The following is a 26,985-nucleotide window of genomic DNA, read 5'->3' on the forward strand; positions in this document are numbered from 1 at the left end:
CTAATTTAATTGCGCTAAATACTGACTTAGCTCTATTTTAACTGCTTTTTCACGCAAGCGTTCAATAGTTTGCGCATTATTTTGTAAGCGCATTTGTTGAGTTATAAATACGTTGCTAGCATAAAAGCGCGGCGGTATACATTCGGCCTGCCATTTTAACCAATCTTCTATGTTCTCAAACTGCCTTTTACACGCGCTTAGTAACTCGTTAACAGCATTACTTACATCAAGTAAATACAAACATGAAGGCAGCTTTTTAACCATGACAAACTGCTTCTCTATCACCAATTCAAAGCCAAGCAGCGTGAACCACGATTGCTGCCCTTCGATTAGCAAACAGTCTTCTTTTGATAAATTAACCCTGACAGGTAATAACAATGCTTTACCTTCAAGGCTACCTTGCTCTTTAATTTGCTCATGCCAATCATCAACTATGGCGTATTTAAAATGTGAGCAAAATAGCTGCTGCTGCGCACTAAAGACACAGTTTCCATCATGCAAACTAATAATAGACACCATACTCACAGCACTTTGTTCCGGTACTGATGAATCTTGCTGAGTGGTTTGCGCCACGACATCAAAGTGAGCAGCATGTTGTTCACTCACTCCCTGATAAAACGCATTCACGTCTTGATGGTTTGCACTTGATGATGCTCTGTATCCACCACCACTACTTTTTGCACCAGTTGAACTTGAACTACCTGAATAATTTGGTTGTAACTGAGATTTAGGATAATCGTAACCGCCGCTAGTCTCATTTTTAGATGTCGACGGATGCATGGCATGAGTAAATGCAGGTAAATGATCATCAGCTGTCGTTACCGCTTCATTGTTAAACTCACCTTGCAGTGGCACAACAACTTGCTTGATCGCTTGTAAAATAAAGTCATGTACTAAGCGACCTTGATGAAAACGTACTTCATGCTTTGCTGGGTGTACATTTACATCAACTTGGCGTGGGTCAATATCAATATAAATTACAAACCCTGGTAGCTCTTGTACCCCACTAACTTCTTCAAATGCCTGACGAATAGCGTGTAAAATGAGCTTATCGCGCATCATACGATTATTTACATACGTGTACTGCGTTGTATTTACAGAGCCTACCGGTAAAACCCAGCCATGCAGTTGAAGGCCTGCTTCCCCAGATTGAATATGAAGTCCTTGCTCTGCAAACGCCTTACCCGCAACTTGTGCAACGCGAGTTATGGCGTGAGCGGGATCTGTTTTTGCGCGGTATTGCCTAACTACTTTTTCGTTATGAGTCAGCGTAATCGATACATCAAACCGGCTAAGCGCTATACGCTTAATGAGCTCATCAATATGGGTAAACTCTGTTTTTTCGGTACGTAAAAATTTGCGCCGTGCAGGGGTATTAAAAAATAGATCTTTAACCTCAATGGTGGTGCCATCAGGGTGAGCAACCGGCTTAACTTGCACAGCCATATCACGGCCTTCTGCAAATGCTTGCCAAGCAGCGTCTTGAGTCTTTGGTTTGGAGCTGAGGGTTAATCGCGATACTGAGCTAATTGAAGCTAATGCCTCGCCCCTAAAACCTAGTGAACAAATATTTTCTAAATCATCAAGCGACTTTAACTTACTTGTCGCATGGCGAGAAAGCGCAAGTGTGAGCTCTTCTTTACCTATACCCGAGCCATTATCACGAATACGAATAAGCTTATGGCCACCACGCTCTATCTCTATTTGAATACGAGTAGCGCCAGCATCTAGGCTATTTTCAACAAGCTCTTTTACTACCGACGCTGGACGCTCAACCACTTCACCTGCGGCAATCTGGTTGGCTAAACGGGCAGGTAGTATTTCAATATTCATGATATTTCCTAGCAAACTGCGTGCAGATTTATGTAATTAACTTTGTGGTATGTCGAGCTCTTGACCAATAAAAAGCGTGTTTGAATTTAGTTTATTTACTTTTTTTATTTTACTTATGCTGATCCCATAACGGCTTGCCAACATACTTAAAGATTCACCCGGACGTACTTTATGTTTTGTAGGGTATTGCGACTTCAATTTTGCAAACAACGAATCATCTGGTGGGTTTTTCAAATAGTAATTTTTGATTGAAGTGAACATAGCCTTGGCTAAACGCTCTTGATGATTTGCACTTTTCAATAATTTTTCTTCTCGCGGGTTAGATATAAACCCCGTTTCGACCAAAATAGAGGGGATATCTGGCGACTTAAGAACCGCAAGGCTAGCATGTTGCGGGTCTTTTTTATGAAGCTTTGCAATTTTTCGTAGCTCTTTAACCACTTCTTCAGCAACGTTTAAGCCGGTTTTCATTGAATGATCCATCGACATATCAAGTAATGCCTGCGCTAAGTATTTTTCGTTAGCCGCATCTTTCATTACATCGGCTGCACCACCGAGCAACTCGGAATGCTTTTCTTTATCTTCTATCCATTTACCTATTTCAGAATTAGCTCTTCGTAATGACAGCACCCATACCGATGCACCATTAGGCGCAGGGCTTGTAAATGCATCTGCGTGAATAGACACAAAAAAGTCGGCTTTTTTCTCTCGTGCTCTGTTTGTTCTCGTATTAAGTTTTACAAAGTAATCACCACTTCGTACCATACGCGAAATCATGCCTCGCTCAGCGTCTATCATTCGCTCAAGGCGCTTAGCTATTTGCAACGTGACCGTTTTTTCATACGTGCCTGATGGCCCTATTGAGCCAGGGTCCTCACCGCCATGCCCTGCATCGATAGCAATTACAATATCGCGTTCTTGGCTAAGTTGACGTTTTTTTGCCGCTTTTTGTGCAGGTGAAGCCACTGGTTCTGGTTCACTTTTATTATATAAATCGACCACAAGCCTATTTTTGTATGGCCCAGTAGGCGCAAGCGCAAATAGCACTGGTTTTACCGGTGCGCTTAACTCAAATACTAAACGAACGCTTTGCTTATTTTTGGGCTTTGAGTAACGTAATTTACTAACAATTTGGTGCTTAGGTGGCACACCGGGTAGTACTTTAAGCTCTTTGGTATTTTCTAGGTCAACCACTAAGCGGCTTGGGTTTTTTAGCATAAAATAACTAAAATCGGGTTTATCGTCTAAATCAAATACAACGCGTGTACTATCTGGAGATGGCCACACACGCACACTATTTATCGTGTTTTGTGCCCACAAAGAAAAGCTCATGATGAAAATCATAAGAGAAACTGAGAGTTTAATTGCGCCTCGATTCATTTGATAATTACTGCCTTCACTATTTTATTATTTGTTTTTTAGTTTATCGACAATTGCTGCACCACGTTCACTGGTACTTTTGAACACAATTTTACGCTCGTCACCTACATAGCTTAGCGTTATATCTAAATCGGGTACAGGGATAAACTCTCCGCCCTTTTCTGGCCACTCAACAACACAAATAGCCTGCGGTGAAAAATAATCGCGTATACCCATAAATTCAAGTTCTTCTGGATCACCTAAGCGATACAAGTCAAAGTGATACACGTTTACACGGTCAAGCTCATAGGGTTCGACCAGCGTATACGTTGGACTCTTAACTTTACCTGTATGACCAAAGCCTTGCACTACACCACGTGTAAACGTTGTTTTACCAGCGCCTAAATCACCATGTAAATAAATCACAGCACCTTGCTCAATAACTGCTGCTACTTGCTTACCCATTGCAACAGTTGCAAGTTCATCATTTAAGTGAGATTCAAAACTACGGGTCATTATTACCTCAAAATTAACTTAAAAGCGCATATTAGCTAATCATACCAGATTATTTATTTATGGCGATAAATTGAAGTTTCAGGCATAAAAAAACCGGCCTAAGCCGGTTTTTTTAATTTAGGAAGATTACAACCCTAACTTTTTCTCAAGGTAGTGGATATTAGTTCCACCATTTTGGAAATTCTCATCTGCAAGAATACGCTTATGCAAAGGAGTATTAGTTTTAATTCCATCAATTACTAATTCGTTTAGTGCATTACGTGCACGGGCAATAGCCACATCACGGTTTTCACCGTAAGTAATTAGCTTGCCAACCATTGAATCGTAGTGAGGTGGTACAGTGTAGTCAGCATAAATATGGCTGTCCCAACGAATACCTAACCCACCAGCGGGATGAAAACGTGTAATTTTACCCGGTGACGGGATAAACGTTTCAGGGTCTTCAGCATTAATTCTACACTCAATCGCATGGCCACGAATAACGACGTCGTCTTGCGTGAACGATAATGGCTGACCCGCTGCTATTTTTAGCTGTTCTTTGATTAAGTCAATACCCGTAACCATTTCTGTTACTGGATGCTCAACCTGAATACGGGTATTCATTTCAATGAAGTAAAACTCGCCGTTTTCGTATAAAAACTCAAACGTCCCCGCGCCACGGTAACCAATTTCAATACACGCACGTGTACAACGCTCACCAATAAACTTACGTGTTTCAGCTGTTATGCCTGGAGCAGGAGCCTCTTCAACTACCTTTTGATGACGGCGCTGCATTGAACAATCGCGTTCACCTAAGTGAACTGCATTACCTTGTCCGTCGGCTAATACTTGTACTTCGATATGACGCGGGTTTTCAAGGTATTTCTCCATGTAAACCATACCGTTACCAAAAAACTGTTTAGCTTCTTGCTGCGTTAGTGAAATTGAATTTACTAATTCAGATTCATTGCGTACTACACGCATACCACGACCACCGCCGCCGCCAGCTGCTTTAATAATAACCGGATAACCAATGCGCTTAGCAATTTGCATGTTGCGTTCGTTATCGTCTGTCACAGGACCATCTGAACCCGGCACACATGGAACGCCGGCTTTACGCATTGCGGCAATAGCAGATACTTTATCGCCCATTAGGCGAATTGTGTCGCCTTTTGGCCCAATAAATACAAAACCGCTTTGCTCAACTTGGTCTGCAAAATCTGCGTTTTCTGCAAGGAAACCATAACCTGGGTGAATCGCTACCGCATCAGTTATTTCGGCCGCAGCAATAATGCGCGGTATATCTAAATAACTTTCTGTTGCTGATGGCTTACCAATACAGATGGTTTCATCTGCAAGCAATACATGCTTAAGATCGCGATCCGCCGTTGAATGAACAGCAACCGTTTTGATCCCAAGCTCTTTGCAGGCGCGCAATATACGAAGTGCTATTTCACCTCGGTTTGCTATGACTACTTTATCTAACATTAGAGTTGGCCTTTTACGTTATGCTATTAGTCAATGATGAATAGAGGTTGGTCAAATTCAATTGGCTCGCCATTTTCAGCTAAAATTGCGCGTACAGTACCCGCTTTATCAGCTTCAATTTGGTTCATCATTTTCATGGCTTCAATGATACACAGTGTATCGCCTACATTAACTTTAGAGCCTACTTCTACGTAAGCAGGTGCCTCTGGAGAAGATGCTGAGTAAAATGAACCAACCATAGGTGATTTAACTTGATGACCCGTTGGTGCAGCAGGCGCAGCTTCTGCTTCAACTGCTACAGGGGCAGCAGGGGCTGGCGCTTGCTGTGCAGGAGCTGGCGCATATTGTTGTGGTGCAAATTGTGGGTAAGCTGGACCCGCACTCATATTGTTACGGTTTATGCGTACCGACTCTTCACCTTCAGTGATTTCTAGTTCCGCAATGCCCGATTCTTCTACTAATTCGATAAGTTTTTTTATCTTGCGAATATCCATTACACGACCCGCCTGTTAGTTTGTTAGTGTGTTAATTTTTAAATTAAATTGCGTTTTGCGACCGGTTAACCGCTGCATTTAATGCTGCGTGGTAACCCATTGCACCTAATCCACATATAACGCCTTGTGCCACATCTGAAAAATAAGAATGATGGCGAAAAGCTTCACGTGCGTGCACATTGCTCAAGTGCACCTCATAAAACGGAATATCAACACTTAACAATGCATCACGTAATGCAACGCTTGTGTGCGTAAATGCTGCTGGGTTAATTATTATGTAATCAACCGCTTGCCAAGCATCATGAATGCGTTCAATGAGCGCTTGCTCACTATTACTTTGGAAATGCGTTAATGCCACACCTAAACTATTAGCAGCGCTGTTTAACTCGCTCATAATATGCTCTAAAGAATGCGAACCGTACTTATCAGGTTCACGCTTTCCTAGCATGTTTAAATTTGGGCCATTTATAACTAAAATCTTTAATTTTGCAGCCATAATACGCGATATATCCTATAAGTAATGAGTTAAGCGGTTACTAACTAGTTTTTCTCTAAAAAGTAAGCAGAAAAAAGTAAGATAGCAACAATTTCTCACGTTAACCAACTATTATAGTGATTTCGAAGTAAATAGCAGCAAAATACTGGTCTAATCTCTATTCTGGGGACATGCTTTGAGGGAAGTGATATGGCACAACATTAATATAATGTTGTGCCATATAGAATGATTATTCAGCGCTGGCACGCACTGCAGCTAGGTGCTTAGCAAAATCATCCGCATTTAAAAAGCCAGTTACACGTTGTGCACTTAACTCTTCACCTTGGGTATTGAAGAATAAAATACTCGGCAAACCAAACACTGAGTATGCTTCCATAAGCTCAATTGTTTCATTATCGCTTTGGGTTAGGTCAATTTGAATCAATTGGTAATGGCTAAACTCACTTTGCACTTGCGGGTCAGGAAATGTGTAATGCTCAAACTCTTTGCACGCTACACACCAGTCAGCGTATAAGTCCACCATAACCATGCGGCCTTCGCTATTTGCTTGTGATACAGCTTGTTTAAGCTCGGCTAAATTGGCAACGTGTTTAAACTCATTGCTTTGCGAGGTTGTTTGTAAACTCACGGCTTGTGTTGGCCAAAAATAGTTTTTGGTTAAATTAAAGCCCGTAAGCACTAATAAAACAGCCATAAACCACAATAAAGTTTTTAACTTACCTTGCGATTGGGCGCTTTGCCAATGATGAAAATAAAGCGCTGTAGCGATAGCTAATAAACCAGCTAATAATAAAATTATCTCGATATCGATAATTCGCTCTAGCAAAATAAGTGGCACAACTAGCATAATAAAACCAAATAAAGTTTTAACTTGTTCCATCCACCCGCCAGCTTTAGGTAATAGCTTACCTCCCGATGTACCAAGGAGTAACAGTGGTAAGCCCATTCCTAGGCTAAGTACGTAAAGCGTTAGTCCACCGACTAAGTAATCGCCGCTTTGCGCTACAAATAATAATGCGGCTGATAAAGGTGCAGTGGTACAGGGTGATGCAATAAGCCCTGATAAAACCCCCATCAGGAATACCCCAATGTAATTACCGCCTTTTTGGTTATTGCTCACTTGGGTTAGTTTGTTCATCATACTGCTAGGTAATTTTATTTCGTACCAACCGAACATCGACATAGCCAACAATACAAACAGCAAACTAAAACTTATCAATACATATGGGTGCTGTAAGTAACCTTGCACTTGGCCGCCTAATGCAGCAACCACTAAGCCTAATGCAGCATAGGTGACCGCCATACCCTGAATATAAACAAATGACAGTGCAAATGCTTTTTTGGTAGACAGGTTCTTTTGACCCGCAATTAAGCTAGATAAAATAGGGAACATCGGAAATACACACGGTGTAAATGCCAAACCTACACCCACAGCAAAAAATATAGCAAGGTTAACCATTAAGCTCTGACTAGCTAGTTGCTCTGTAAAGGTGAGCTCTTTCTCAGGTGTTGCTGCAGTAACAGGTTTTTCTACAGGTTGGCTAAGTGCCGAGAATGCACTACTTGTTGCGGTATTGTCATTAGTATTATTCTCACCTGCCAGTACACTCAATGGAATGCTTATAATTTCAGGTGGATAACACAGCCCTGCTTTTGCACAACCTTGATAACGCACCTTAACAACGCCATCTTCACTTACATTACTAAGCTTGCTGATAATACTGAGAGAATTAAAAAACACTTCAGTTTTACCAAAAAACTCATCTTCAATAACTTCACCAGAGCCCAACTCAGGCACGTCAATGCTGGCACCTTTAGCAATAATTTCTATTTTATCTTTATATAAGTAATAGTCATCAGCGATATCCCAACCAACAAATAACGTACTACCTTGCTGATCAAAATCAAATACAAACGCTTCGTTAACCGGTAAAAATGTGTGCTGAGTTGGTTTAAGAAAATCATCAAGGGTATTTTGTGTTGCCCAAACAGGCGCCATTAATACGCTTAATAAAAAAAATAAAATAAAGCGCATTAATGAAGCACCTCATCCATCCAATTAAAGTAAGCCAAGTTACCGGTTGCTACATCAACGACTTGTATTTCTGGTACTTCATAGCTGTGAAGATCTTTCAAAGTTAAAAATACATCGTTCATTTTATCGGCCTTGGTTTTAATTAGCAGCTTCACTTCAGTTGCCTCGGCTACTTCACCTTCCCATATGTAAATTGAAGTCATGGCAGGTAAAATATTTACACAAGCAGCCAGTTTCTTTTCAATTAGCGCCATAGCCAATAAACGGGCTTCATGGTTATCTCTGCAAGTGGTAAAAATAAGTTTAAATTGCGTTGTCATAGTGAACCTTTACTTGTTTACGGGGGTCTAGCCCCATAGTAGCTGATAGCGGGTATAATGTGTAGACACGAACTCTGTCAACATTTGAGGTCTTTACAGTAAAGTGACTTAAACCCACTAGCTATAACTTTACTAACATTAAAGTTTATTACTTACTCTTATTAGCTTGAAAATAGACCCGACAACCCTCACTTATATTTCATTAGCACCTTAATGAGTGTCATTTTTAGAGAGTCTTATGTTTAGAATTTTATTTTTGCTGTTTATCATCATTCCTATTATTGAAATTGCCTTGCTAATTCAGGTTAGTGACGTAATAGGTGGCTTCGCAACAATTGCTTTGGTGGTACTAACCGCTATTGTGGGTGCGAAAATGGTGAAACAACAAGGTATAGGCGCACTTCAAAATGCGCAAACGCAAATGGCGCAAGGCCAGATGCCTGCTAAAGAATTATTCACGGGAATATGCGTAATTATTGCCGGTGTACTATTGTTAACGCCAGGCATCATGACTGACGTTTTTGGTTTACTTTTATTAACCCCTGCAATTCGTAATAAATTAGCTGCAGGCCTTGCAAGTCAGGCAACTGTGAGAATGAGTGCAGGTATGCAACAAGGTCCTTCCCCATACGCGCAACAACCGCATTCGATGCGTGACCAGCAACAAACCGAACAACCAACAACCATTGATGGTGAGTTTGAACGAAAAGATTAAAAATTTATCATTTTTTCTCTTGGAATTTTTTACTCTACCCCCATTAATGAATGCAAATTAGAAAAGCTTTTTTCTGTACTGTTCAGAAACTGTTAGGAGAACTAAAAAACATGAACATTCGTCCTTTACAAGATCGCGTAATCGTTAAACGTCTAGAAGAAGAAACAAAATCTGCTGGCGGTATTGTATTAACTGGCTCTGCAGCTGAAAAATCAACTCGCGGAGAAGTAGTAGCCGTAGGTAATGGTCGTATTTTAGATAACGGTGACGTTAGAGCTTTAGAAGTAAAAGCCGGTGACACTGTGTTATTTGGCTCATATGTTGAGAAAACTGAAAAGATCGAAGGTCAAGAGTACCTGATCATGCGTGAAGACAACATTTTAGGCATTGTAGGCTAAGCCTACTTTTCGTTTAACACACATTTAAGAATTTAGAGGAATTTAAAACATGGCAGCTAAAGAAGTACTTTTTGCAGGTGACGCACGCGCTAAAATGCTAACTGGCGTAAACATCCTAGCAAACGCAGTTAAAGTTACATTAGGTCCTAAAGGCCGTAACGTTGTACTAGACAAATCGTTTGGCTCTCCAGTGATCACTAAAGATGGTGTATCTGTAGCAAAAGAAATCGAACTTGAAGATAAGTTTGAAAACATGGGCGCGCAAATGGTTAAAGAAGTTGCATCTAAAGCAAATGATGCAGCCGGCGATGGTACAACTACCGCTACAGTACTTGCACAGTCTATTGTTAATGAAGGCCTTAAAGCGGTTGCTGCAGGCATGAACCCAATGGACCTTAAACGTGGTATTGATAAAGCAATCATTGCTGCTGTTGCAGAGCTTAAGGCGCTTTCTGTTCCTTGTGCTGATACTAAAGCTATTGCTCAAGTAGGTACTATTTCAGCTAACTCTGATAAAGAAATTGGCGACATCATTGCAGAAGCAATGGAAAAAGTAGGCCGTAATACAGGTGTTATTACTGTTGAAGAAGGTCAATCACTAGAGAACGAACTAGATGTTGTAGAAGGCATGCAGTTTGACCGTGGTTACCTATCTCCTTACTTCATTAACAACGCTGAAAAAGGCGCAGTTGAATTAGATAACCCATTTATTCTACTTGTAGATAAAAAAGTATCTAACATTCGTGAGCTACTACCTACATTAGAAGCCGTTGCTAAAGCAAGCAAGCCACTATTAATCATTGCTGAAGACCTTGAAGGCGAAGCACTTGCAACGCTTGTAGTTAACAACATGCGCGGCATTGTTAAGGTATCAGCGGTTAAAGCTCCTGGTTTTGGCGACCGTCGTAAAGCGATGTTACAAGATATCGCCGTATTAACTGGCGGTACTGTTATTTCTGAAGAAATTGGCCTTGAGCTTGAAAAAGCAACAGTTGAAGACCTAGGTACAGCTAAGCGCGTTGTTATCACTAAAGACGATACAACTATCATCGATGGTGCTGGCGAAGAAGAAGGCATTACCGGTCGTGTTTCTCAAATTAAAGCACAAATTGAAGAAGCAACATCAGACTACGATAAAGAAAAACTACAAGAGCGTATGGCTAAACTTGCCGGCGGTGTTGCAGTAATTAAAGTAGGCGCAGCAACTGAAATTGAAATGAAAGAGAAAAAAGACCGTGTTGAAGATGCATTACATGCAACTCGTGCAGCGGTTGAAGAAGGTGTAGTACCGGGTGGCGGTGTTGCTCTAGTACGTGCAGCTAGCAAGCTAGTTGAACTACTTGGCGATAACGAAGATCAAAACCACGGTGTTAAAGTTGCCCTTCGTGCGATGGAAGCACCTCTTCGTCAAATCGTAACTAACGCGGGTGACGAAGCATCTGTTGTTATTAACGCTGTTAAAGGTGGCGAAGGTAACTACGGTTACAACGCAGCAACTGGCGAATACAATGACATGATTGAAATGGGTATCCTAGATCCAACTAAAGTAACGCGCTCTGCACTACAATTTGCAGGGTCTATAGCGGGTCTAATGATCACAACTGAAGCAATGGTTGCTGAAATCCCTAAAGAAGAAGCTGCTGGTGCCCCTGATATGGGTGGCATGGGCGGAATGGGTGGCATGGGCGGCATGATGTAATCATCACCGTTTAAGCACCTATCTTATATAAAACCCAGCTTCGGCTGGGTTTTTACTTTTTAGTACTTTTTTATTGTTATTGTTCAATTTACCCCCAAATAGTAATAACGTATAAATTAAAAAACCACACCATGGACATACTTAACAGTAATGGAATTACTTTCATCGCAGTGCTTGTAACCCTAATATCTGCATTGCTGCTTTTAATAGTTTGCCTTTTGTTAAAAATGATTACTTGGGGTAAAAGTATGTCGACAGGGGCATATTTGTTTTTAGCGTTTTTTTCCGCTTATTTCCCTGATGCCAATTCCGCCACCTACCTACGAAAATGTTCAAAAGGCGAAGCAAGAGCAAAGAAAACGTAAGGAAGACTCAGGCGACCCGCCGGATGAAGATGCATAATCTACAAATATATACAACCCTACACAAAACACACACTGATATGTAAAAATACGCAGCAACACAATCAAGGAGTAGTTTATGTCAGGTATAAAACAGCATATTGGCAGTATTGCCTTAATCGTAAAAGATTATGATGAAGCCATTGAGTTTTACACTAAAAAATTGAGCTTTGAATTAGTTGAAGATACTGATTTAGGTGAGGGAAAACGTTGGGTGTTAATTACACCGCCGCAGTCAAATGGTACGCATATACTACTTGCTCAAGCCACTGCGCCAGAACAAATAAGTGCTATTGGTAACCAAGCCGGTGGGCGTGTTTGGTTATTTTTACATACTAACGATTTTTGGCGCGATCATGAAAACATGTTAGCTAACGGTGTTGTCTTTAATGAACAACCCCGTAATGAACCTTACGGAGTTGTTGCTGTTTTTGAAGATTTATACGGTAATAAGTGGGATTTAATTCAACAAAAATAGAAAGCTTAATTTATTAAGGATCTAACTATTTTAAATAAATCGGAGGGTAGCATACCTCGCTCCCCTTCTCGCACACTGGCGATATCGCCAGCTTTAGCGTGCAGTGTTACACCATAACGCGCTGCTTCATCAATATTTAAACCCTGAGCCAATAAAGCACCAATAATACCAGTGAGTACATCGCCACTACCACCAACGGCCAGTGCTGCGTTACCGTCTTCACACACCCACGTATTCTCAGCATTATCAATTAGTGTTCCGGCTCCTTTTAATACGCAAGTAGCGTTATAGCGCTTAGCACACAATCGAGCATTCTCAAACCTATTTGATTCAATTTCCTGAGTCGTTACACTTAATAACCTTGATGCTTCTCCTGGGTGTGGTGTAAGTACACATTGCTTTAATGTGTACGATGAGGCTTGCTTAGCAAGTAAATTAAGAGCATCTGCATCTATGACTAATGGCATTTTATTATTTTGGCAAAATTGCATTACTTCATTGAACGTTTGTTGTGCCCATTCGTCCTGCCCAAGCCCTGGTCCTATTACCACACTACTAGCCCATTCAAGCGCTTGTTGTAGATTGTCACTGCTTACCATTAATTCAGGCCTACCAATGCTTACAGGCACTACAGAACTTGAATGTGTATATACTTTTACCATACCCGCTCCTGCTCTAAGTGCAGCTTCACTGGTTAATCGGATTGCACCGGCCGTTCCCTCATTGCCGCCTACACAGAGGAGTTTACCATGAGTTCCTTTATGGCTATTTAGGTTACGCGCACCAAGCTTTTTAAAGCTCTTAATATTTATAAGTGTGCCGCTTGAAGTAGCGAGCTCAAAAAATGCAGGTCCAATATTTAGATCGTCAAATATTAACTCCCCGCAATGTTGTTTACCTATAGCCGTTGTTAGCCCCTGCTTAATAGCAACAAAGGTTATTGTTTTACTTGCTTGTATAGCAATACCTAAAGGTTGGCCAGTATCTGCGCTGATACCTGAGGATACATCTATACTCAATACAGGTTTATTACTGGCGTTAATTTCATTAATAATTTTAGCAAAATTATCGCGAACCGAGCTTGTGATCCCTGTACCTAGCATCGCATCTATAATTAAATCACTTCGGTTTAATAACTCACTCGTATAAGCATTAACTTCACCGCCTTCATCACGCCATAACTTAAACGCTTTTGCAGCATCTCCTGTTAGTGCTTTTTCAGGGTTAACGGCACACAAAGTTACTCGCTTACCCGCTTGCTTAATTAGGCTCGCGCTAATATAACCGTCCCCAGCGTTATTACCATGCCCTACAACAACTAACGTATGCTCTGCATTAAAGTCTTGCCAAGCGTTGAATGCAGCGTGCCCAGCGCGCTGCATGAGGGTAAATAACTCACAATGGCTATTTTTAGCAGCTAGTGCCTCGTTATCCCTAACTTCTTTTGCAGTAAATATTAGTTTATTTAGCATGAAGACCCCTCTAATAAGTGACACCCTACCTTATCAAATACACATATCGAACGGCTAGTTTTGTGAGCTTTTAATCGAGGTAAGTTCGTTTATTCAAACGTACTAAAGATCACATATTTATCCGGGTCAGATAACTGAAAACTAATCACTTTTATTCAGGTATTAAAAACTTAAACGCTAAATATTACTCATTGAACGTTGCTACAAAGCACCTACGCCTGAGGTAAGAGCGCCACCTTCACGTGAGGCAAATTGCAGGCATTAAAAAACCCGAGACTAAGCTCGGGTTTTATAGTATTAATTAACTTAAACGTTAACTATCACTCATTGAACGTTGCTACAAAGCACCTACGCCTGAGGTAAGAGCGCCACCTTCACGTGAGGCAAATTGCAGGCATTAAAAAAGGCCACCTAAGTGACCTTTTTCTAACAATTAACTTAAACGTTAATTATTACTCTACGATAGTTGCTACAACACCAGCACCTACAGTACGGCCACCTTCACGGATAGCAAAACGAAGACCTTCATCCATCGCGATTGGTGCGATTAGAGTTACTGTCATCTTGATGTTATCACCAGGCATTACCATTTCTACGCCTTCTGGTAACTGTACGTCACCAGTTACGTCAGTTGTACGGAAGTAGAACTGTGGACGGTAACCTTTGAAGAATGGAGTATGACGACCACCTTCATCTTTAGAAAGTACGTATACTTCTGAAGTGAATGTAGTGTGTGGGTTGATTGAACCAGGCTTAGCTAGTACTTGACCACGTTCAACGTCTTCACGCTTAGTACCACGTAGTAGTGCACCAATGTTCTCACCAGCACGACCTTCGTCAAGAAGCTTACGGAACATTTCAACACCAGTACAAGTAGACTTAGTAGTCTCTTTGATACCAACGATTTCAACTTCGTCATTCACGTTGATGATACCGGCTTCAACACGACCAGTTACAACAGTACCACGACCTTGGATTGAGAAAACGTCTTCGATAGGCATGATGAATGGCTTATCGATGTCACGCTCTGGCTCTGGGATGTAAGAATCTAGTGCTTCTGCAAGCTCTACAATCTTGTCTTCCCATTGCTTCTCGCCTTCAAGTGCTTTAAGTGCAGAACCTTGAATTAGTGGTAAGTCGTCACCTGGGAAATCGTACTCAGAAAGAAGTTCACGAACTTCCATTTCTACTAGTTCAAGTAGCTCTTCGTCATCAACCATGTCACATTTGTTCATGAATACGATGATGTAAGGTACGCCAACCTGACGAGAAAGAAGGATGTGCTCACGCGTTTGTGGCATTGGGCCATCAGTCGCAGCTACTACTAAGATAGCGCCGTCCATTTGTGCAGCACCAGTGATCATGTTTTTAACATAATCGGCGTGACCAGGACAATCTACGTGTGCGTAGTGACGAGTTGGTGTGTCGTACTCAACGTGTGAAGTTGAGATTGTGATACCACGCTCGCGCTCTTCTGGAGCGTTATCGATTGATGCGAAATCTTTAGCAACACCGCCGTATACTTTTGCAAGTACGTTAGTGATTGCTGCAGTTAGTGTAGTTTTACCGTGGTCAACGTGGCCGATTGTACCAACGTTTACGTGCGGTTTTACGCGTTCAAACTTTTCTTTTGCCATCTTAAAAAATTCCTAATTAAGAAATTAAAGCCTGACTCACTATTGAGCCAGACAAGCTAAAATCATATTACAGCGCGAGCTGAAATTATTGTATCTGCAACCTGCTTTGAGGCTTCAGCGTACTTCAAAAACTCCATAGAGTAAGAAGCACGACCCTGAGTTGCAGAACGTAAAGCAGTCGCATAACCGAACATTTCAGACAGTGGAACCTGCGCATTTATTTGCTTAAGCCCACCAAGTGCATCTTCCATGCCCTCGATCATGCCGCGACGACGGTTTAAGTCGCCAACTACATCACCCATGTTTGAGTCAGGAGTGATTACCTCAACCTTCATTAGTGGTTCTAAAAGAACTGGGTTTGCTTTAAGCGCACCGTCTCTCATAGCTAATGAACCTGCAATTTTAAATGCCATTTCATTCGAATCTACATCATGGAACGAACCATCATATAAAGTCGCTTTAACGCCAAGTAAAGGATAGCCTGCCAGTACACCTTGAGACATTTGCTCTTGGATACCTTTGTCTACCGCTGGGATGTATTCTTTAGGAACTGATCCACCTACGGTTTCGTTAACGAATTCGTAAATTGGAGAATCATCATCCGAAATATCCATCGGTTCAAGCTTCAACCAAACGTGACCATATTGACCACGACCACCTGATTGACGAATGAACTTTCCTTCAACTTCTACAGTTGAACGAATAGCTTCACGATATGAAACCTGCGGCTTACCAACGTTACATTCAACACTGAATTCACGTTTCATACGGTCGACGATAATATCTAGGTGAAGTTCACCCATACCAGAAATAATTGTCTGGCCTGATTCTTCGTCAGTTTGTACGCGGAAAGACGGATCTTCGGCAGCTAGTTTACCTAGCGCGATACCCATCTTGTCCTGGTCAGCGATTGTGCGAGGCTCAACCGCAACAGAGATAACTGGTTCTGGGAATTCCATACGCTCAAGCGTAATAATTGAATTCGGAGCACACAGTGTCTCACCTGTTGTAACGTCTTTAAGACCAATAGCCGCCGCGATGTCGCCTGCGTAGACTTCTTTGATCTCTTCACGAGAGTTTGAATGCATCTGTACGATACGGCCAAGTCGCTCACGCTTACTTTTAACTGGGTTGTATACCGCGTCACCCTGTTTAACAGTACCAGAGTAAACACGGAAAAAGGTTAAAGTGCCAACAAACGGGTCTGTTGCAATTTTAAATGCAAGTGCAGCAAACGGCGCTTTATCATCAGCTGGACGTTCCTCTTCGGTACCATCTTCTAAGATACCTTGGATTTGTTTAACTTGTTCTGGTGAAGGCATGTATTCTACAACGCCGTCAAGCACCGCTTGAACACCTTTGTTTTTAAATGCGCTTCCACAAGTTACTGGAACAATCTCATTGGCCAATGTGCGTTGGCGTAAAGCATTTTTAATTTCTGCTTCACTTAACTCTTCACCTTCTAAGTATTTGTCCATTAGTTCTTCTGAGGCTTCAGCAGCGCTTTCAACTAAATGAGAGCGCCATTCTTCAGCTGACTCAAGAAGGTCTGCCGGTATTGACTCATATGTGAAAGTCATACCCTGGTCCGCTTCGTTCCAGTTAATCACTTTCATTTTTATAAGGTCAATAACACCTTTAAAGTCGTCCTCAGCGCCTACTGGCAACTGAATTGGAACAGGCGTTGCTCCAAGACGAGATTTCACCTGGCTAACAACAGCTAAAAAGTCAGCGCCCGTGCGATCCATTTTATTTACGAAGATCATTCTTGGAACTTCGTATTTGTTCGCTTGACGCCAAACTGTTTCAGTTTGCGGCTGTACACCAGAAGAAGCACAAAGCACAACTACCGCACCATCAAGTACACGCAAAGAACGCTCTACCTCGATAGTGAAATCTACGTGTCCTGGAGTATCAATAATATTGATACGATGGGCGTCAAATTGAGCGTCCATCCCTTTCCAAAAACACGTTGTTGCAGCAGAAGTGATTGTGATACCACGCTCTTGTTCCTGCTCCATCCAGTCCATAGTTGCAGCGCCATCATGTACTTCACCGATCTTATGAGAAAGACCTGTGTAGAACAGAACACGTTCTGTTGTGGTGGTTTTGCCTGCATCTACGTGAGCTACTATGCCGATATTACGGTAGCGCTCAAGTGGAGTTGTACGTGCCATATGATCCTCTTAAAGGTTAAGGACAGATTACCAACGGTAATGAGCGAATGCTTTATTCGCTTCAGCCATACGGTGAACGTCTTCACGTTTCTTAACCGCAGTGCCTTTATTATCAGCAGCGTCAACGATTTCTTGAGCTAAACGTAAGCCCATAGATTTTTCGCCACGCTTACGTGCAGCGTCTACTAACCAACGCATACCTAATGCGTTGCGACGAACTGGACGTACTTCAACTGGTACTTGATAAGTTGAACCACCAACACGGCGAGATTTAACCTCTACCTGTGGACGGATGTTATCAAGTGCAGATTCAAAGATTTCTAGGTGCGACTTGCCTGATTTCTCAGCAGCCACGTCTAGCGCACCATAAACAATTTTTTCAGCAGTAGATTTCTTGCCGTCTAACATTACGATGTTAACGAATTTAGCAAGAAGTTCCGATCCGAACTTAGGATCTGGAAGAATTTTACGTTGACCTATTACGCGTCTTCTAGGCATTTTGTATCTCCGGTTTATTCAGGTTTGCTCTTTCGAGTCAATCACCCAAAACAATAATTAATAATATTTAGTGCTTGGCCTTACTAACGGAATACAATTACCCTTTAGGGCGTTTTGCACCGTATTTAGAACGAGCTTGACGACGGTCGCTAACGCCTGCACAGTCAAGTGCACCACGTACAGTGTGAAAACGCACACCTGGTAAATCTTTAACACGACCACCACGGATTAGGATTACACTGTGCTCTTGAAGGTTATGACCTTCACCACCGATGTAAGATGTTACTTCGAAACCGTTAGTTAAACGTACACGAGCTACTTTACGTAACGCTGAGTTTGGTTTCTTAGGTGTAGTTGTATATACACGAGTACATACACCGCGCTTTTGCGGACACGCTTTTAGTGCAGCTGAGTTACTTTTCGTAACCTTGCTACGGCGTGGCTTACGCACTAGCTGGTTAATAGTTGCCATTTAAATAGCTCCTGAAATTAAAATTACTACTGAAAAAAATAAAAAAATCCGCCCTTTATTACCTGCCTACGATAAGCACACAAGTAAATGGGTGGCGGAATTTTAATGAGCAAAGTTTAACCTGTCAACCTAAACTAACCGTAAGACAGCACTTAACTGCCTTACGATCTCTTAATCTATTGATTAAGAACAGTTTATTGATTTCCAGACAAATCAGCATTTAGTGCATCAGTTAGTGCTTGAGTTGCCTCTTCAGCGCTTACTGTTTGCTCTTCTACTACTTCTTTGCTTTGTTTACGGCGAGCCATACGATCTTGATGATACGCAAAACCGGTACCGGCTGGGATCAAACGACCCACAATTACGTTTTCTTTCAGACCGCGAAGCTCATCGCTCTTACCATTCACTGCTGCATCTGTAAGAACACGTGTTGTTTCTTGGAAAGACGCTGCAGAGATGAAAGATTCTGTCGCTAGTGATGCTTTAGTAATACCCATTAACTGGATTTCAAACTTCGCTGGGATCTTACCTTGTTTTTCAAGGTCACGGTTTGCGATATTAACGCGCGCCACTTCGATTTGTTCACCAGCTAAGAAGTCAGTATCACCACCGTGTAAAATGGTACATTTACGTAACATTTGACGGATAATTGTTTCAATGTGCTTGTCATTGATCTTAACGCCTTGCAAACGGTAAACCTCTTGCACTTCGTTAACAATGTAGTTAGCAACATGAGTCACACCACGTAGGCGTAAGATGTCATGTGGTGATTCAGGACCATCGGCAATTACCTCACCTTTAGACACTTGTTCACCTTCAAACACGTTAAGTTGACGCCACTTAGGAATCATTTCTTCGTAATGATCGCCTTCAGCTGGAGTAATAACTAAACGCTTCTTACCTTTAGTCTCTTTACCGAAGCTAATAGTACCGGTGATTTCAGCTAAGATAGCTGGATCTTTTGGCTTACGCGCTTCAAATAAGTCGGCTACGCGAGGTAGACCACCCGTGATATCACGAGTTTTAGAGCCTTCTTGCGGGATACGTGCTAACACGTCACCTGGGTTTGCAGTCGCACCGTCTGTTACTTCAATCGTTGTGAATGAAGGAAGACGTGTTTCTTGCAGACCACGCTCATCACTTTCGATGATAAGTTTAGGCTCTTTAGCATTCGCTTTAGCAAGGTCTTTAACTACGATACGAGTCAAACCAGTTAGTTCATCGGTTTGTGTCTCTGTATTCGAGTCATCGATATCGCTAAACGATACTTTTGATTTGTGCTCAAGAACGATTGGGTGACTATGCGGGTCCCAAGTAGCAACAATGTCGTTACCTTGAACTTCTGCATTGTCTTGAACTGTTAATACTGCACCATAAGGCACTTTATAACGCTCTTTTTCACGGCCATGACTATCGATGATAGTGATTTCCGTTGAACGTGACGTAATAACAATCTTACCGTCTGTATTTAATACATACTTAGCATTGTGAAGTTTTAATGTACCGTTAGTTTTAACTTGTACATTATTTTCAGCTGACGCTCGAGATGCCGCACCACCGATGTGGAATGTACGCATCGTAAGCTGTGTACCCGGCTCACCAATTGACTGTGCCGCGATAACACCTACTGATTCACCTGCGTTGATGATATGACCACGTGCAAGGTCACGACCATAACAGTTAGCACATACACCAAAGTCATTATCACATGTGATAACTGAGCGTACGCGTACTTCATCAACCGAGTGCTCTTCTAAAAGGTCACACAGTTTTTCATCAAGCATGATATTACGTTCTACAAGTACAGTATTAGTACCTGGAATAACAACATCTTCAGCTACAACACGACCTAGTACACGTTCGCGAAGCGCTTCTACAACATCACCACCTTCAATAAGCGGTTTCATTGTTAAGCCATCTTCTGTGCCACAGTCGTCTTCGTTGATTACCAAATCTTGTGCTACGTCTACTAGACGACGCGTTAAGTAACCCGAGTTCGCTGTTTTCAGTGCTGTATCGGCTAGACCTTTACGCGCACCGTGAGTTGAGATGAAGTACTGAAGTACGTTTAGACCTTCACGGAAGTTAGCCGTGATTGGTGTCTCGATGATTGAACCATCTGGACGTGCCATTAGACCACGCATACCTGCTAGCTGACGGATCTGAGCGGCACTACCACGAGCACCTGAGTCGGCCATCATAAACACTGAGTTAAATGACGGTTGCTCTACTTCTTCACCTTTCGCGTTGGTTACTGTGTCTTTCGACAAGTTAGCCATCATCTCACGTGATAAGTTTTCATTTACACGTGACCAGATATCGATAACTTTGTTGTACTTCTCACCAGCCGTTACAAGACCTGATTGGAATTGTTGGTTGATTTCAGTTACTTCAGCCTCTGCTGATTCAATGATCTGCGCTTTAACCGGTGGGATAACTAAGTCATCGATACCGATAGAAACACCAGACTTCATTGCGTAATGGAAACCGGTGTACATAACTTGGTCAGCAAACACAACTGTGTCTTTAAGGCCTAAGCGACGGTAACACTCATTCAACAAGCTAGAAATCTGCTTTTTACCTAGTGGCTGGTTGATTGACTCAAACGGCATACCAGTTGGTAAAATTAGAGACAGAATTGCACGACCTACCGTTGTTTCGATAACCGTTGTAGTATCTTCTACTACACCGTGCTCGTTAGCAACTGACTGGCTAATACGTACTTTCACAATAGCGTGAAGGTCTGCATTACCGCTACGGTATGCTTTTTCTGCTTCTTTAGGATCTTTAAATATTGCGCCTTCGCCTTTTGCGTTGATGCAATCACGGGTCATGTAGTAAAGACCCAATACAACATCCTGTGAAGGAACGATGATTGGCTCACCATTCGCAGGAGATAGAATGTTGTTTGTTGACATCATCAATGCACGTGCTTCAAGCTGTGCTTCAATTGTTAACGGTACGTGTACCGCCATTTGGTCACCATCGAAATCGGCGTTGTAAGCCGCACATACTAATGGATGCAAATGAATCGCTTTACCTTCGATAAGCACAGGCTCAAACGCTTGGATACCCAAACGGTGAAGTGTTGGTGCACGGTTTAGTAATACCGGATGTTCACGAATTACTTCGTCTAATACATCCCATACTTCCGCTACTTCACGCTCTACCATCTTCTTAGCAGCTTTGATTGTCGTAGCCATGCCGCGACGCTCTAGTTTGCCGTAGATAAACGGTTTGAATAGCTCAAGTGCCATCTTCTTAGGAAGACCACATTGGTGAAGCTTAAGTGTAGGACCTACTGTGATTACAGAACGGCCTGAGTAATCTACACGCTTACCAAGTAAGTTCTGACGGAAACGACCTTGCTTACCCTTGATCATATCAGCAAGAGATTTAAGCGGACGCTTGTTAGAACCTGTAATAGCACGACCACGACGACCGTTATCAAGTAGCGCATCTACCGCTTCTTGTAACATACGTTTTTCGTTTCGTACGATAATGTCTGGTGCAGCTAAATCTAATAGACGCTTAAGACGGTTATTACGGTTAATAACACGACGGTAAAGGTCATTTAGATCAGATGTCGCAAAACGACCACCGTCTAGTGGTACTAATGGACGTAGATCAGGTGGCAATACTGGAAGTACTGTCATGATCATCCACTCAGGGTTATTACCTGATTGGTGGAATGATTCCATTAACTTAAGACGTTTAGTGATTTTTTTACGCTTAGTTTCAGAGTTAATTGTTGGTAACTCTTCACGCATCTCAGCAATTAATTGGCCAAGATCAAGTTCACGAAGCAAGTCTAAAACTGCTTCAGCACCCATCTTCGCTTCAAACTCATCACCGTGCTCTTCTAATGCATCTAGGTACTCTTCTTCACCTAGTAACTGACCACGCTCAAGCGTTGTCATACCTGGCTCAGTTACTACGAATGATTCGAAGTAAAGAACACGTTCAATATCACGAAGCGTCATATCTAGCATTAAGCCGATACGTGACGGTAATGATTTTAAAAACCATATATGTGCTACTGGGCTCGCAAGGTCAATATGACCCATACGATCACGACGCACTTTGGTCAGTGTAACTTCAACGCCACACTTCTCACAGATCACACCACGGTGTTTAAGGCGTTTATATTTACCACATAAACACTCATAATCTTTCACTGGGCCGAAAATACGGGCACAGAATAAGCCATCGCGCTCAGGCTTGAAAGTACGGTAGTTAATAGTCTCAGGTTTCTTTACTTCACCGTATGACCATGAACGAACCATGTCTGGTGAAGCAAGACCAATGCGAATTGCATCGAATTCTTCGGTCTTATTTTGTTGCTTCAGAAACTTAAGTAAGTCTTTCACCTTAGCTCTCCTGTCGGAGTTAATCTCGAGGACGGGTAATCTCGTCCCTACATTCTATTCAGCCGTAACAGATGCTGCAGCGTCAACTGCAGCATCTAATTGGCTTAATTTTCTTCCAACTCGATGTTGATACCCAGTGAGCGGATTTCTTTCAACAATACGTTGAACGATTCTGGCATACCTGGTTCCATCTTGTGGTTACCATCAACGATGTTTTTATACATCTTAGTACGACCATTCACGTCATCCGATTTCACTGTTAGCATTTCTTGTAGAGTGTAAGCAGCACCATAAGCTTCAAGTGCCCATACTTCCATCTCACCAAAACGCTGGCCACCGAACTGTGCTTTACCACCCAGCGGCTGCTGAGTAACAAGGCTATAAGAACCAGTAGAACGCGCGTGCATCTTATCATCAACCAAGTGGTTAAGTTTAAGCATGTACATGTAACCAACAGTTACTTGACGTTCAAACTGATCGCCAGTACGGCCATCATAAAGTGTAACCTGACCACTTCTAGGGTATCCACCAAGCTCTAGCATGTCTTTGATTTCGCTTTCTTTAGCGCCATCAAATGCAGGAGTAGCGATTGGTAAACCACCTTTTAAGTTTTCAGCTAGGCGACGAATTTCGTCATCAGAGAAACTTGCAATGTCTACAACTTGGCGAGATTCACCAATTTCGTAAGCTTGCTTGATGAATTCACGTAGCTCATGAAGCTCACGTTGCTCTTTCATCATTTCTTCTAAACGTTCACCGATACCACGTGCAGCAAGACCCATATGTGTTTCAAGGATCTGACCGATGTTCATACGCGATGGTACACCTAGTGGATTTAGTACGATATCTACCGTACGACCTTTATCATCGTATGGCATATCTTCTACTGGTACGATAGTCGAGATAACACCTTTGTTACCGTGACGACCCGCCATTTTATCACCCGGTTGGATACGACGTTTAACAGCTAGGTATACTTTAACAATTTTAAGTACGCCTGGTGCTAAGTCATCACCTTGAGTAATTTTACGACGTTTGTTTTCAAACTTCTTATCGTATTCAGCTTTAAGTTCATCGTACTGTGCAGCTAGTTGCTCAAGTTCAGCTTGCTTATCTTCTTCAGCAAGGCTTTGAGTTAATAGTTTTTCAGCATTTAATGACACTAAGTTGTTTTCATCAAAGCCTGCAGCTACAAGTAGCTTACGAGCGCGTTCTAAAACGCCAGCTTCAAGAATACGGAACTCTTCGTTGAAGTCTTTCTTCGCTTCGCGAAGCTGCATGTCTTCAACTTCTAACGCACGCTTATCTTTTTCAACACCGTCACGGGTGAAAACTTGCACGTCAATTACTGTACCAGTTACAGAGTTTGGTACACGTAAAGAGCTGTCTTTAACGTCAGATGCTTTTTCGCCGAAGATAGCACGCAGTAGCTTCTCTTCAGGTGTAAGCTGTGTTTCGCCTTTCGGAGTCACTTTACCTACTAGAATATCGCCGCCTTTAACTTCAGCACCAATATAAACAACGCCTGATTCATCAAGCTTGCCTAGTGCAGATTCGCCCACGTTCGGGATATCTGCAGTGATCTCTTCTGGACCTAATTTAGTATCACGGGCAACACACTGTAGTTCTTGAATATGGATAGTCGTTAAACGATCTTCTTCAACTACGCGCTCTGATAGTAAGATTGAATCCTCGAAGTTATAACCGTTCCATGGCATGAATGCCACGCGAAGGTTTTGACCAAGGGCTAAGTCACCTAAGTCAGTCGAAGGACCATCTGCTAACACGTCACCACGAGTAACCGGTTCACCAACCATGCACGTTGGTTTTTGGTTAATACATGTATTTTGGTTAGAACGTGTGTACTTGGTTAAGTTGTAGATGTCGATACCCGCTTCACCAGGGATGCGTTCTTCTTCATGTACGTTTACAACGATGCGACTTGCGTCGGCATACATTACTTCACCACCACGTTTTGCAACAATCGTTACACCAGAATCTTTCGCTAGTGTTAACTCAATACCTGTACCTACTAACGGCTTATCCGCTTTCAATGTTGGTACTGCTTGACGTTGCATGTTTGAACCCATCAATGCGCGGTTAGCATCATCGTGTTCTAGGAACGGGATAAGTGCTGCTGCTACAGAGATCACCTGTTGTGGTGATACATCCATATATTGCTGGTCCATGCGACCCATAAAGGTTGATTCACCTTTGTGACGACATGGAATAAGTTCATCTACAAACTCATTGGTTTCAGTTAAGTTTGAGTTCGCCTGTGCGATAACAAACTGACCTTCTTCAATGGCTGATAAGTAATCAACTTCATCAGTTACTACACCGTCTACCACTTTGCGGTAAGGTGTTTCTAAGAAACCGTAGTCATTTGTACGTGCGTACGTAGACAATGAGTTAATTAGACCGATGTTTGGACCCTCAGGAGTCTCGATTGGACATACGCGACCGTAGTGAGTTACGTGAACGTCACGTACTTCAAAGCCAGCGCGCTCACGTGTTAGACCGCCCGGACCTAATGCAGAAATACGACGCTTATGCGTTACTTCTGATAGCGGGTTATTTTGGTCCATAAACTGTGATAACTGAGACGAGCCGAAGAACTCTTTAACCGCTGCCGAAATAGGCTTAGCGTTAATAAGATCTTGTGGCATTATCGCGTCAAGGTCACCTAAGCTTAAACGCTCACGTACAGCACGTTCTACACGTACTAGACCAACACGGAATTGGTTCTCAGCCATTTCGCCAACACTACGTATACGACGGTTGCCTAAGTGGTCGATATCATCAACATCGCCTTGACCGTTACGAATAGCAATTAATACTTTCATAACAGACACGATGTCTTCTTTGCTTAATGTGCCTGGGCCTGTGTCAGAATCGTAACCAACACGGCTATTAAACTTCATACGACCAACAGTTGATAGGTCATAACGCTCTTCAGAGAAGAACAAGTTTTGGAATAAGGCTTCAGCCGCGTCTTTCGTCGGTGGCTCGCCTGGCCGCATCATGCGATAAATTTCTACTAGTGCTTCTAAACGGTTGCTTGAAGAGTCAATGTTCAATGTATTTGACATGTAAGCACCGCTGTCCACTTCATTGATGTACAACGTATCAATGGTAGTGTGACCGGCTTTAACTAATTCAGCCATAAGCTCAAGAGTTAATTCATCATTCGCATTTGCAATAACTTCACCCGTTGATTCATCAACGTAGTTTTTAGAAATAATACGGCCAATGATGTACTCATGAGGTACTTCTAACTGAGTAATGCCTTTTTTCTCGATACTCTTGATGTGACGAGCCGTAACACGACGCCCGCTTTCAACAAGTACTTCACCGTCTTCGCCTTTGATATCAAAAGCGGCAGTTTCACCACGTAAACGTGAAGGTACAAGTTCCATTAGAACTTTACCGTCAGCTACTTCAAACGCAGTAGTATCGAAGAAGATATCTAGGATTTCTTCACTAGAGTACTCAAGTGCACGTAAGATGATAGACGCCGGTAATTTACGACGGCGGTCAATACGTACATATAAGTTATCTTTTGCATCAAATTCGAAGTCTAACCATGAACCACGGTAAGGAATAACGCGTGCGTTATATAATACTTTACCTGATGAATGAGTTTTACCGCGGTCGTTATCAAAGAATACACCAGGGCTACGGTGTAGCTGAGAAACGATAACACGCTCTGTACCATTGATTACAAAGGTACCGGTATCGGTCATGAGCGGAATTTCGCCCATGTAAACTTCTTGCTCTTTAATGTCTTTAACTGTGCCTGGAGCTTCTTTGTCCATAACAACAAGACGCAGTTTCACGCGAAGTGGAGCAGAATAAGTCACACCGCGAATTTGACATTCTTTTACATCGAAAACTGGCTCACCAATACGGTAACTTACGTATTGAAGCTCAGAATTTCCCGAGTAGCTTTTTATAGGGAACACAGAACGGAAGGCAGCTTCCAAACCATGATCGCCATCAGCGTCCGGCACTAAGAATTTTTTAAACGATTCTAACTGTGTAGACAGTAAAAAAGGTATATCCAAAACTTGTGGACGTTTACCAAAATCCTTACGGATACGTTTCTTTTCAGAATAAGAGTAAGCCATGGGGTTCCTCAGCTTGCT

19 protein-coding genes are annotated in these 26,985 nt (G+C 42.2%); 4 read left to right on the top strand and 15 right to left on the bottom strand.

All coding sequences use genetic code 11. The features are described 5' to 3' along the window. The 8 genes from mutL to cutA all read right to left on the bottom strand — a co-directional run bounded on the left by mutL (nt 1) and on the right by cutA (nt 8,520). On the bottom strand, nt 1-1,833 hold the full coding sequence (gene mutL / locus PS1M3_RS15175; RefSeq protein ID WP_203985291.1) for a DNA mismatch repair endonuclease MutL: 1,833 nt from the start codon (nt 1,831-1,833) through the stop codon (nt 1-3). Nucleotides 1,834-1,869: 36 nt separating this feature from the next. After that, nucleotides 1,870-3,165 carry an N-acetylmuramoyl-L-alanine amidase gene (locus PS1M3_RS15180; protein ID WP_371816592.1) on the bottom strand — a complete coding sequence of 432 codons (1,296 nt, stop codon included), beginning with the start codon at nt 3,163-3,165 and terminating at the stop codon, nt 1,870-1,872. Nucleotides 3,166-3,240: 75 nt separating this feature from the next. Beyond that, nucleotides 3,241-3,708 (bottom strand): tRNA (adenosine(37)-N6)-threonylcarbamoyltransferase complex ATPase subunit type 1 TsaE, encoded by a 468-nt coding sequence (gene tsaE, locus PS1M3_RS15185; RefSeq protein WP_203985301.1) that lies wholly within the window; start codon nt 3,706-3,708, stop codon nt 3,241-3,243. A gap of 126 nt (nt 3,709-3,834) precedes the next feature. Then, complete coding sequence (accC, locus tag PS1M3_RS15190; RefSeq protein ID WP_203985303.1) at nt 3,835-5,175, bottom strand: acetyl-CoA carboxylase biotin carboxylase subunit; 1,341 nt, start codon at nt 5,173-5,175, stop codon at nt 3,835-3,837. 26 nt (nt 5,176-5,201) lie between these two features. Continuing rightward, nucleotides 5,202-5,669, bottom strand: a complete 468-nt coding sequence (accB, locus tag PS1M3_RS15195) for an acetyl-CoA carboxylase biotin carboxyl carrier protein (RefSeq protein ID WP_008128370.1) — start codon at nt 5,667-5,669, stop codon at nt 5,202-5,204. 43 nt (nt 5,670-5,712) lie between these two features. Next, entirely contained in the window at nt 5,713-6,165 is a 453-nt protein-coding gene (aroQ, locus tag PS1M3_RS15200; RefSeq protein WP_203985304.1) for a type II 3-dehydroquinate dehydratase, read from the bottom strand. 229 nt (nt 6,166-6,394) lie between these two features. Further along, on the bottom strand, nt 6,395-8,200 hold the full coding sequence (locus tag PS1M3_RS15205; RefSeq protein ID WP_138765207.1) for a protein-disulfide reductase DsbD: 1,806 nt from the start codon (nt 8,198-8,200) through the stop codon (nt 6,395-6,397). Then, nucleotides 8,200-8,520 carry a divalent-cation tolerance protein CutA gene (cutA, locus tag PS1M3_RS15210; protein ID WP_008113508.1) on the bottom strand — a complete coding sequence of 107 codons (321 nt, stop codon included), beginning with the start codon at nt 8,518-8,520 and terminating at the stop codon, nt 8,200-8,202. Before cutA ends, PS1M3_RS15205 begins: the two co-directional genes overlap by 1 nt. Before the next feature lie 238 nt (nt 8,521-8,758). Here cutA and PS1M3_RS15215 point away from each other — a divergent pair, with 238 nt between their 5' ends. From PS1M3_RS15215 to PS1M3_RS15230, 4 genes are all read left to right on the top strand, one after another. Then, complete coding sequence (locus PS1M3_RS15215) at nt 8,759-9,235, top strand: FxsA family protein (RefSeq protein WP_203985306.1); 477 nt, start codon at nt 8,759-8,761, stop codon at nt 9,233-9,235. A gap of 110 nt (nt 9,236-9,345) precedes the next feature. After that, nucleotides 9,346-9,633, top strand: a complete 288-nt coding sequence (locus PS1M3_RS15220; protein WP_006791252.1) for a co-chaperone GroES — start codon at nt 9,346-9,348, stop codon at nt 9,631-9,633. 49 nt (nt 9,634-9,682) lie between these two features. Beyond that, the gene (groL, locus tag PS1M3_RS15225) at nt 9,683-11,332 is read left to right on the top strand and encodes a chaperonin GroEL (protein ID WP_006791253.1); all 1,650 of its coding nucleotides are present in this window, start codon (nt 9,683-9,685) and stop codon (nt 11,330-11,332) included. Nucleotides 11,333-11,812: 480 nt separating this feature from the next. Then, nucleotides 11,813-12,211: a VOC family protein gene (locus PS1M3_RS15230; protein WP_008128360.1), complete on the top strand. Its 399-nt coding sequence runs from the start codon at nt 11,813-11,815 to the stop codon at nt 12,209-12,211. Nucleotides 12,212-12,216: 5 nt separating this feature from the next. Here PS1M3_RS15230 and PS1M3_RS15235 read toward each other — a convergent pair whose 3' ends face one another. The 7 genes from PS1M3_RS15235 to rpoB form a co-directional block, all read right to left on the bottom strand. Then, nucleotides 12,217-13,683 carry an NAD(P)H-hydrate dehydratase gene (locus PS1M3_RS15235; RefSeq protein ID WP_203985307.1) on the bottom strand — a complete coding sequence of 489 codons (1,467 nt, stop codon included), beginning with the start codon at nt 13,681-13,683 and terminating at the stop codon, nt 12,217-12,219. A gap of 452 nt (nt 13,684-14,135) precedes the next feature. After that, nucleotides 14,136-15,320, bottom strand: a complete 1,185-nt coding sequence (gene tuf, locus PS1M3_RS15240; protein WP_006791257.1) for an elongation factor Tu — start codon at nt 15,318-15,320, stop codon at nt 14,136-14,138. Between the two features lie 62 nt (nt 15,321-15,382). After that, nucleotides 15,383-17,497 carry an elongation factor G gene (gene fusA / locus PS1M3_RS15245; protein ID WP_008126612.1) on the bottom strand — a complete coding sequence of 705 codons (2,115 nt, stop codon included), beginning with the start codon at nt 17,495-17,497 and terminating at the stop codon, nt 15,383-15,385. A 27-nt stretch (nt 17,498-17,524) separates the two neighbouring features. Further along, nucleotides 17,525-17,995, bottom strand: a complete 471-nt coding sequence (gene rpsG, locus PS1M3_RS15250; protein WP_004588211.1) for a 30S ribosomal protein S7 — start codon at nt 17,993-17,995, stop codon at nt 17,525-17,527. A 97-nt stretch (nt 17,996-18,092) separates the two neighbouring features. Then, on the bottom strand, nt 18,093-18,467 hold the full coding sequence (gene rpsL / locus PS1M3_RS15255) for a 30S ribosomal protein S12 (protein ID WP_002958885.1): 375 nt from the start codon (nt 18,465-18,467) through the stop codon (nt 18,093-18,095). 194 nt (nt 18,468-18,661) lie between these two features. Then, nucleotides 18,662-22,837: a DNA-directed RNA polymerase subunit beta' gene (gene rpoC, locus PS1M3_RS15260; protein WP_006791259.1), complete on the bottom strand. Its 4,176-nt coding sequence runs from the start codon at nt 22,835-22,837 to the stop codon at nt 18,662-18,664. Between the two features lie 104 nt (nt 22,838-22,941). Continuing rightward, a complete protein-coding gene (gene rpoB / locus PS1M3_RS15265; RefSeq protein WP_058405991.1) occupies nt 22,942-26,967 on the bottom strand; it encodes a DNA-directed RNA polymerase subunit beta in 4,026 nt (1,341 codons plus the stop codon). Nucleotides 26,968-26,985: the final 18 nt, after the last annotated feature.

This window comes from Pseudoalteromonas sp. PS1M3 (assembly GCF_016865405.1).
GTDB lineage: Bacteria > Pseudomonadota > Gammaproteobacteria > Enterobacterales > Alteromonadaceae > Pseudoalteromonas > Pseudoalteromonas marina.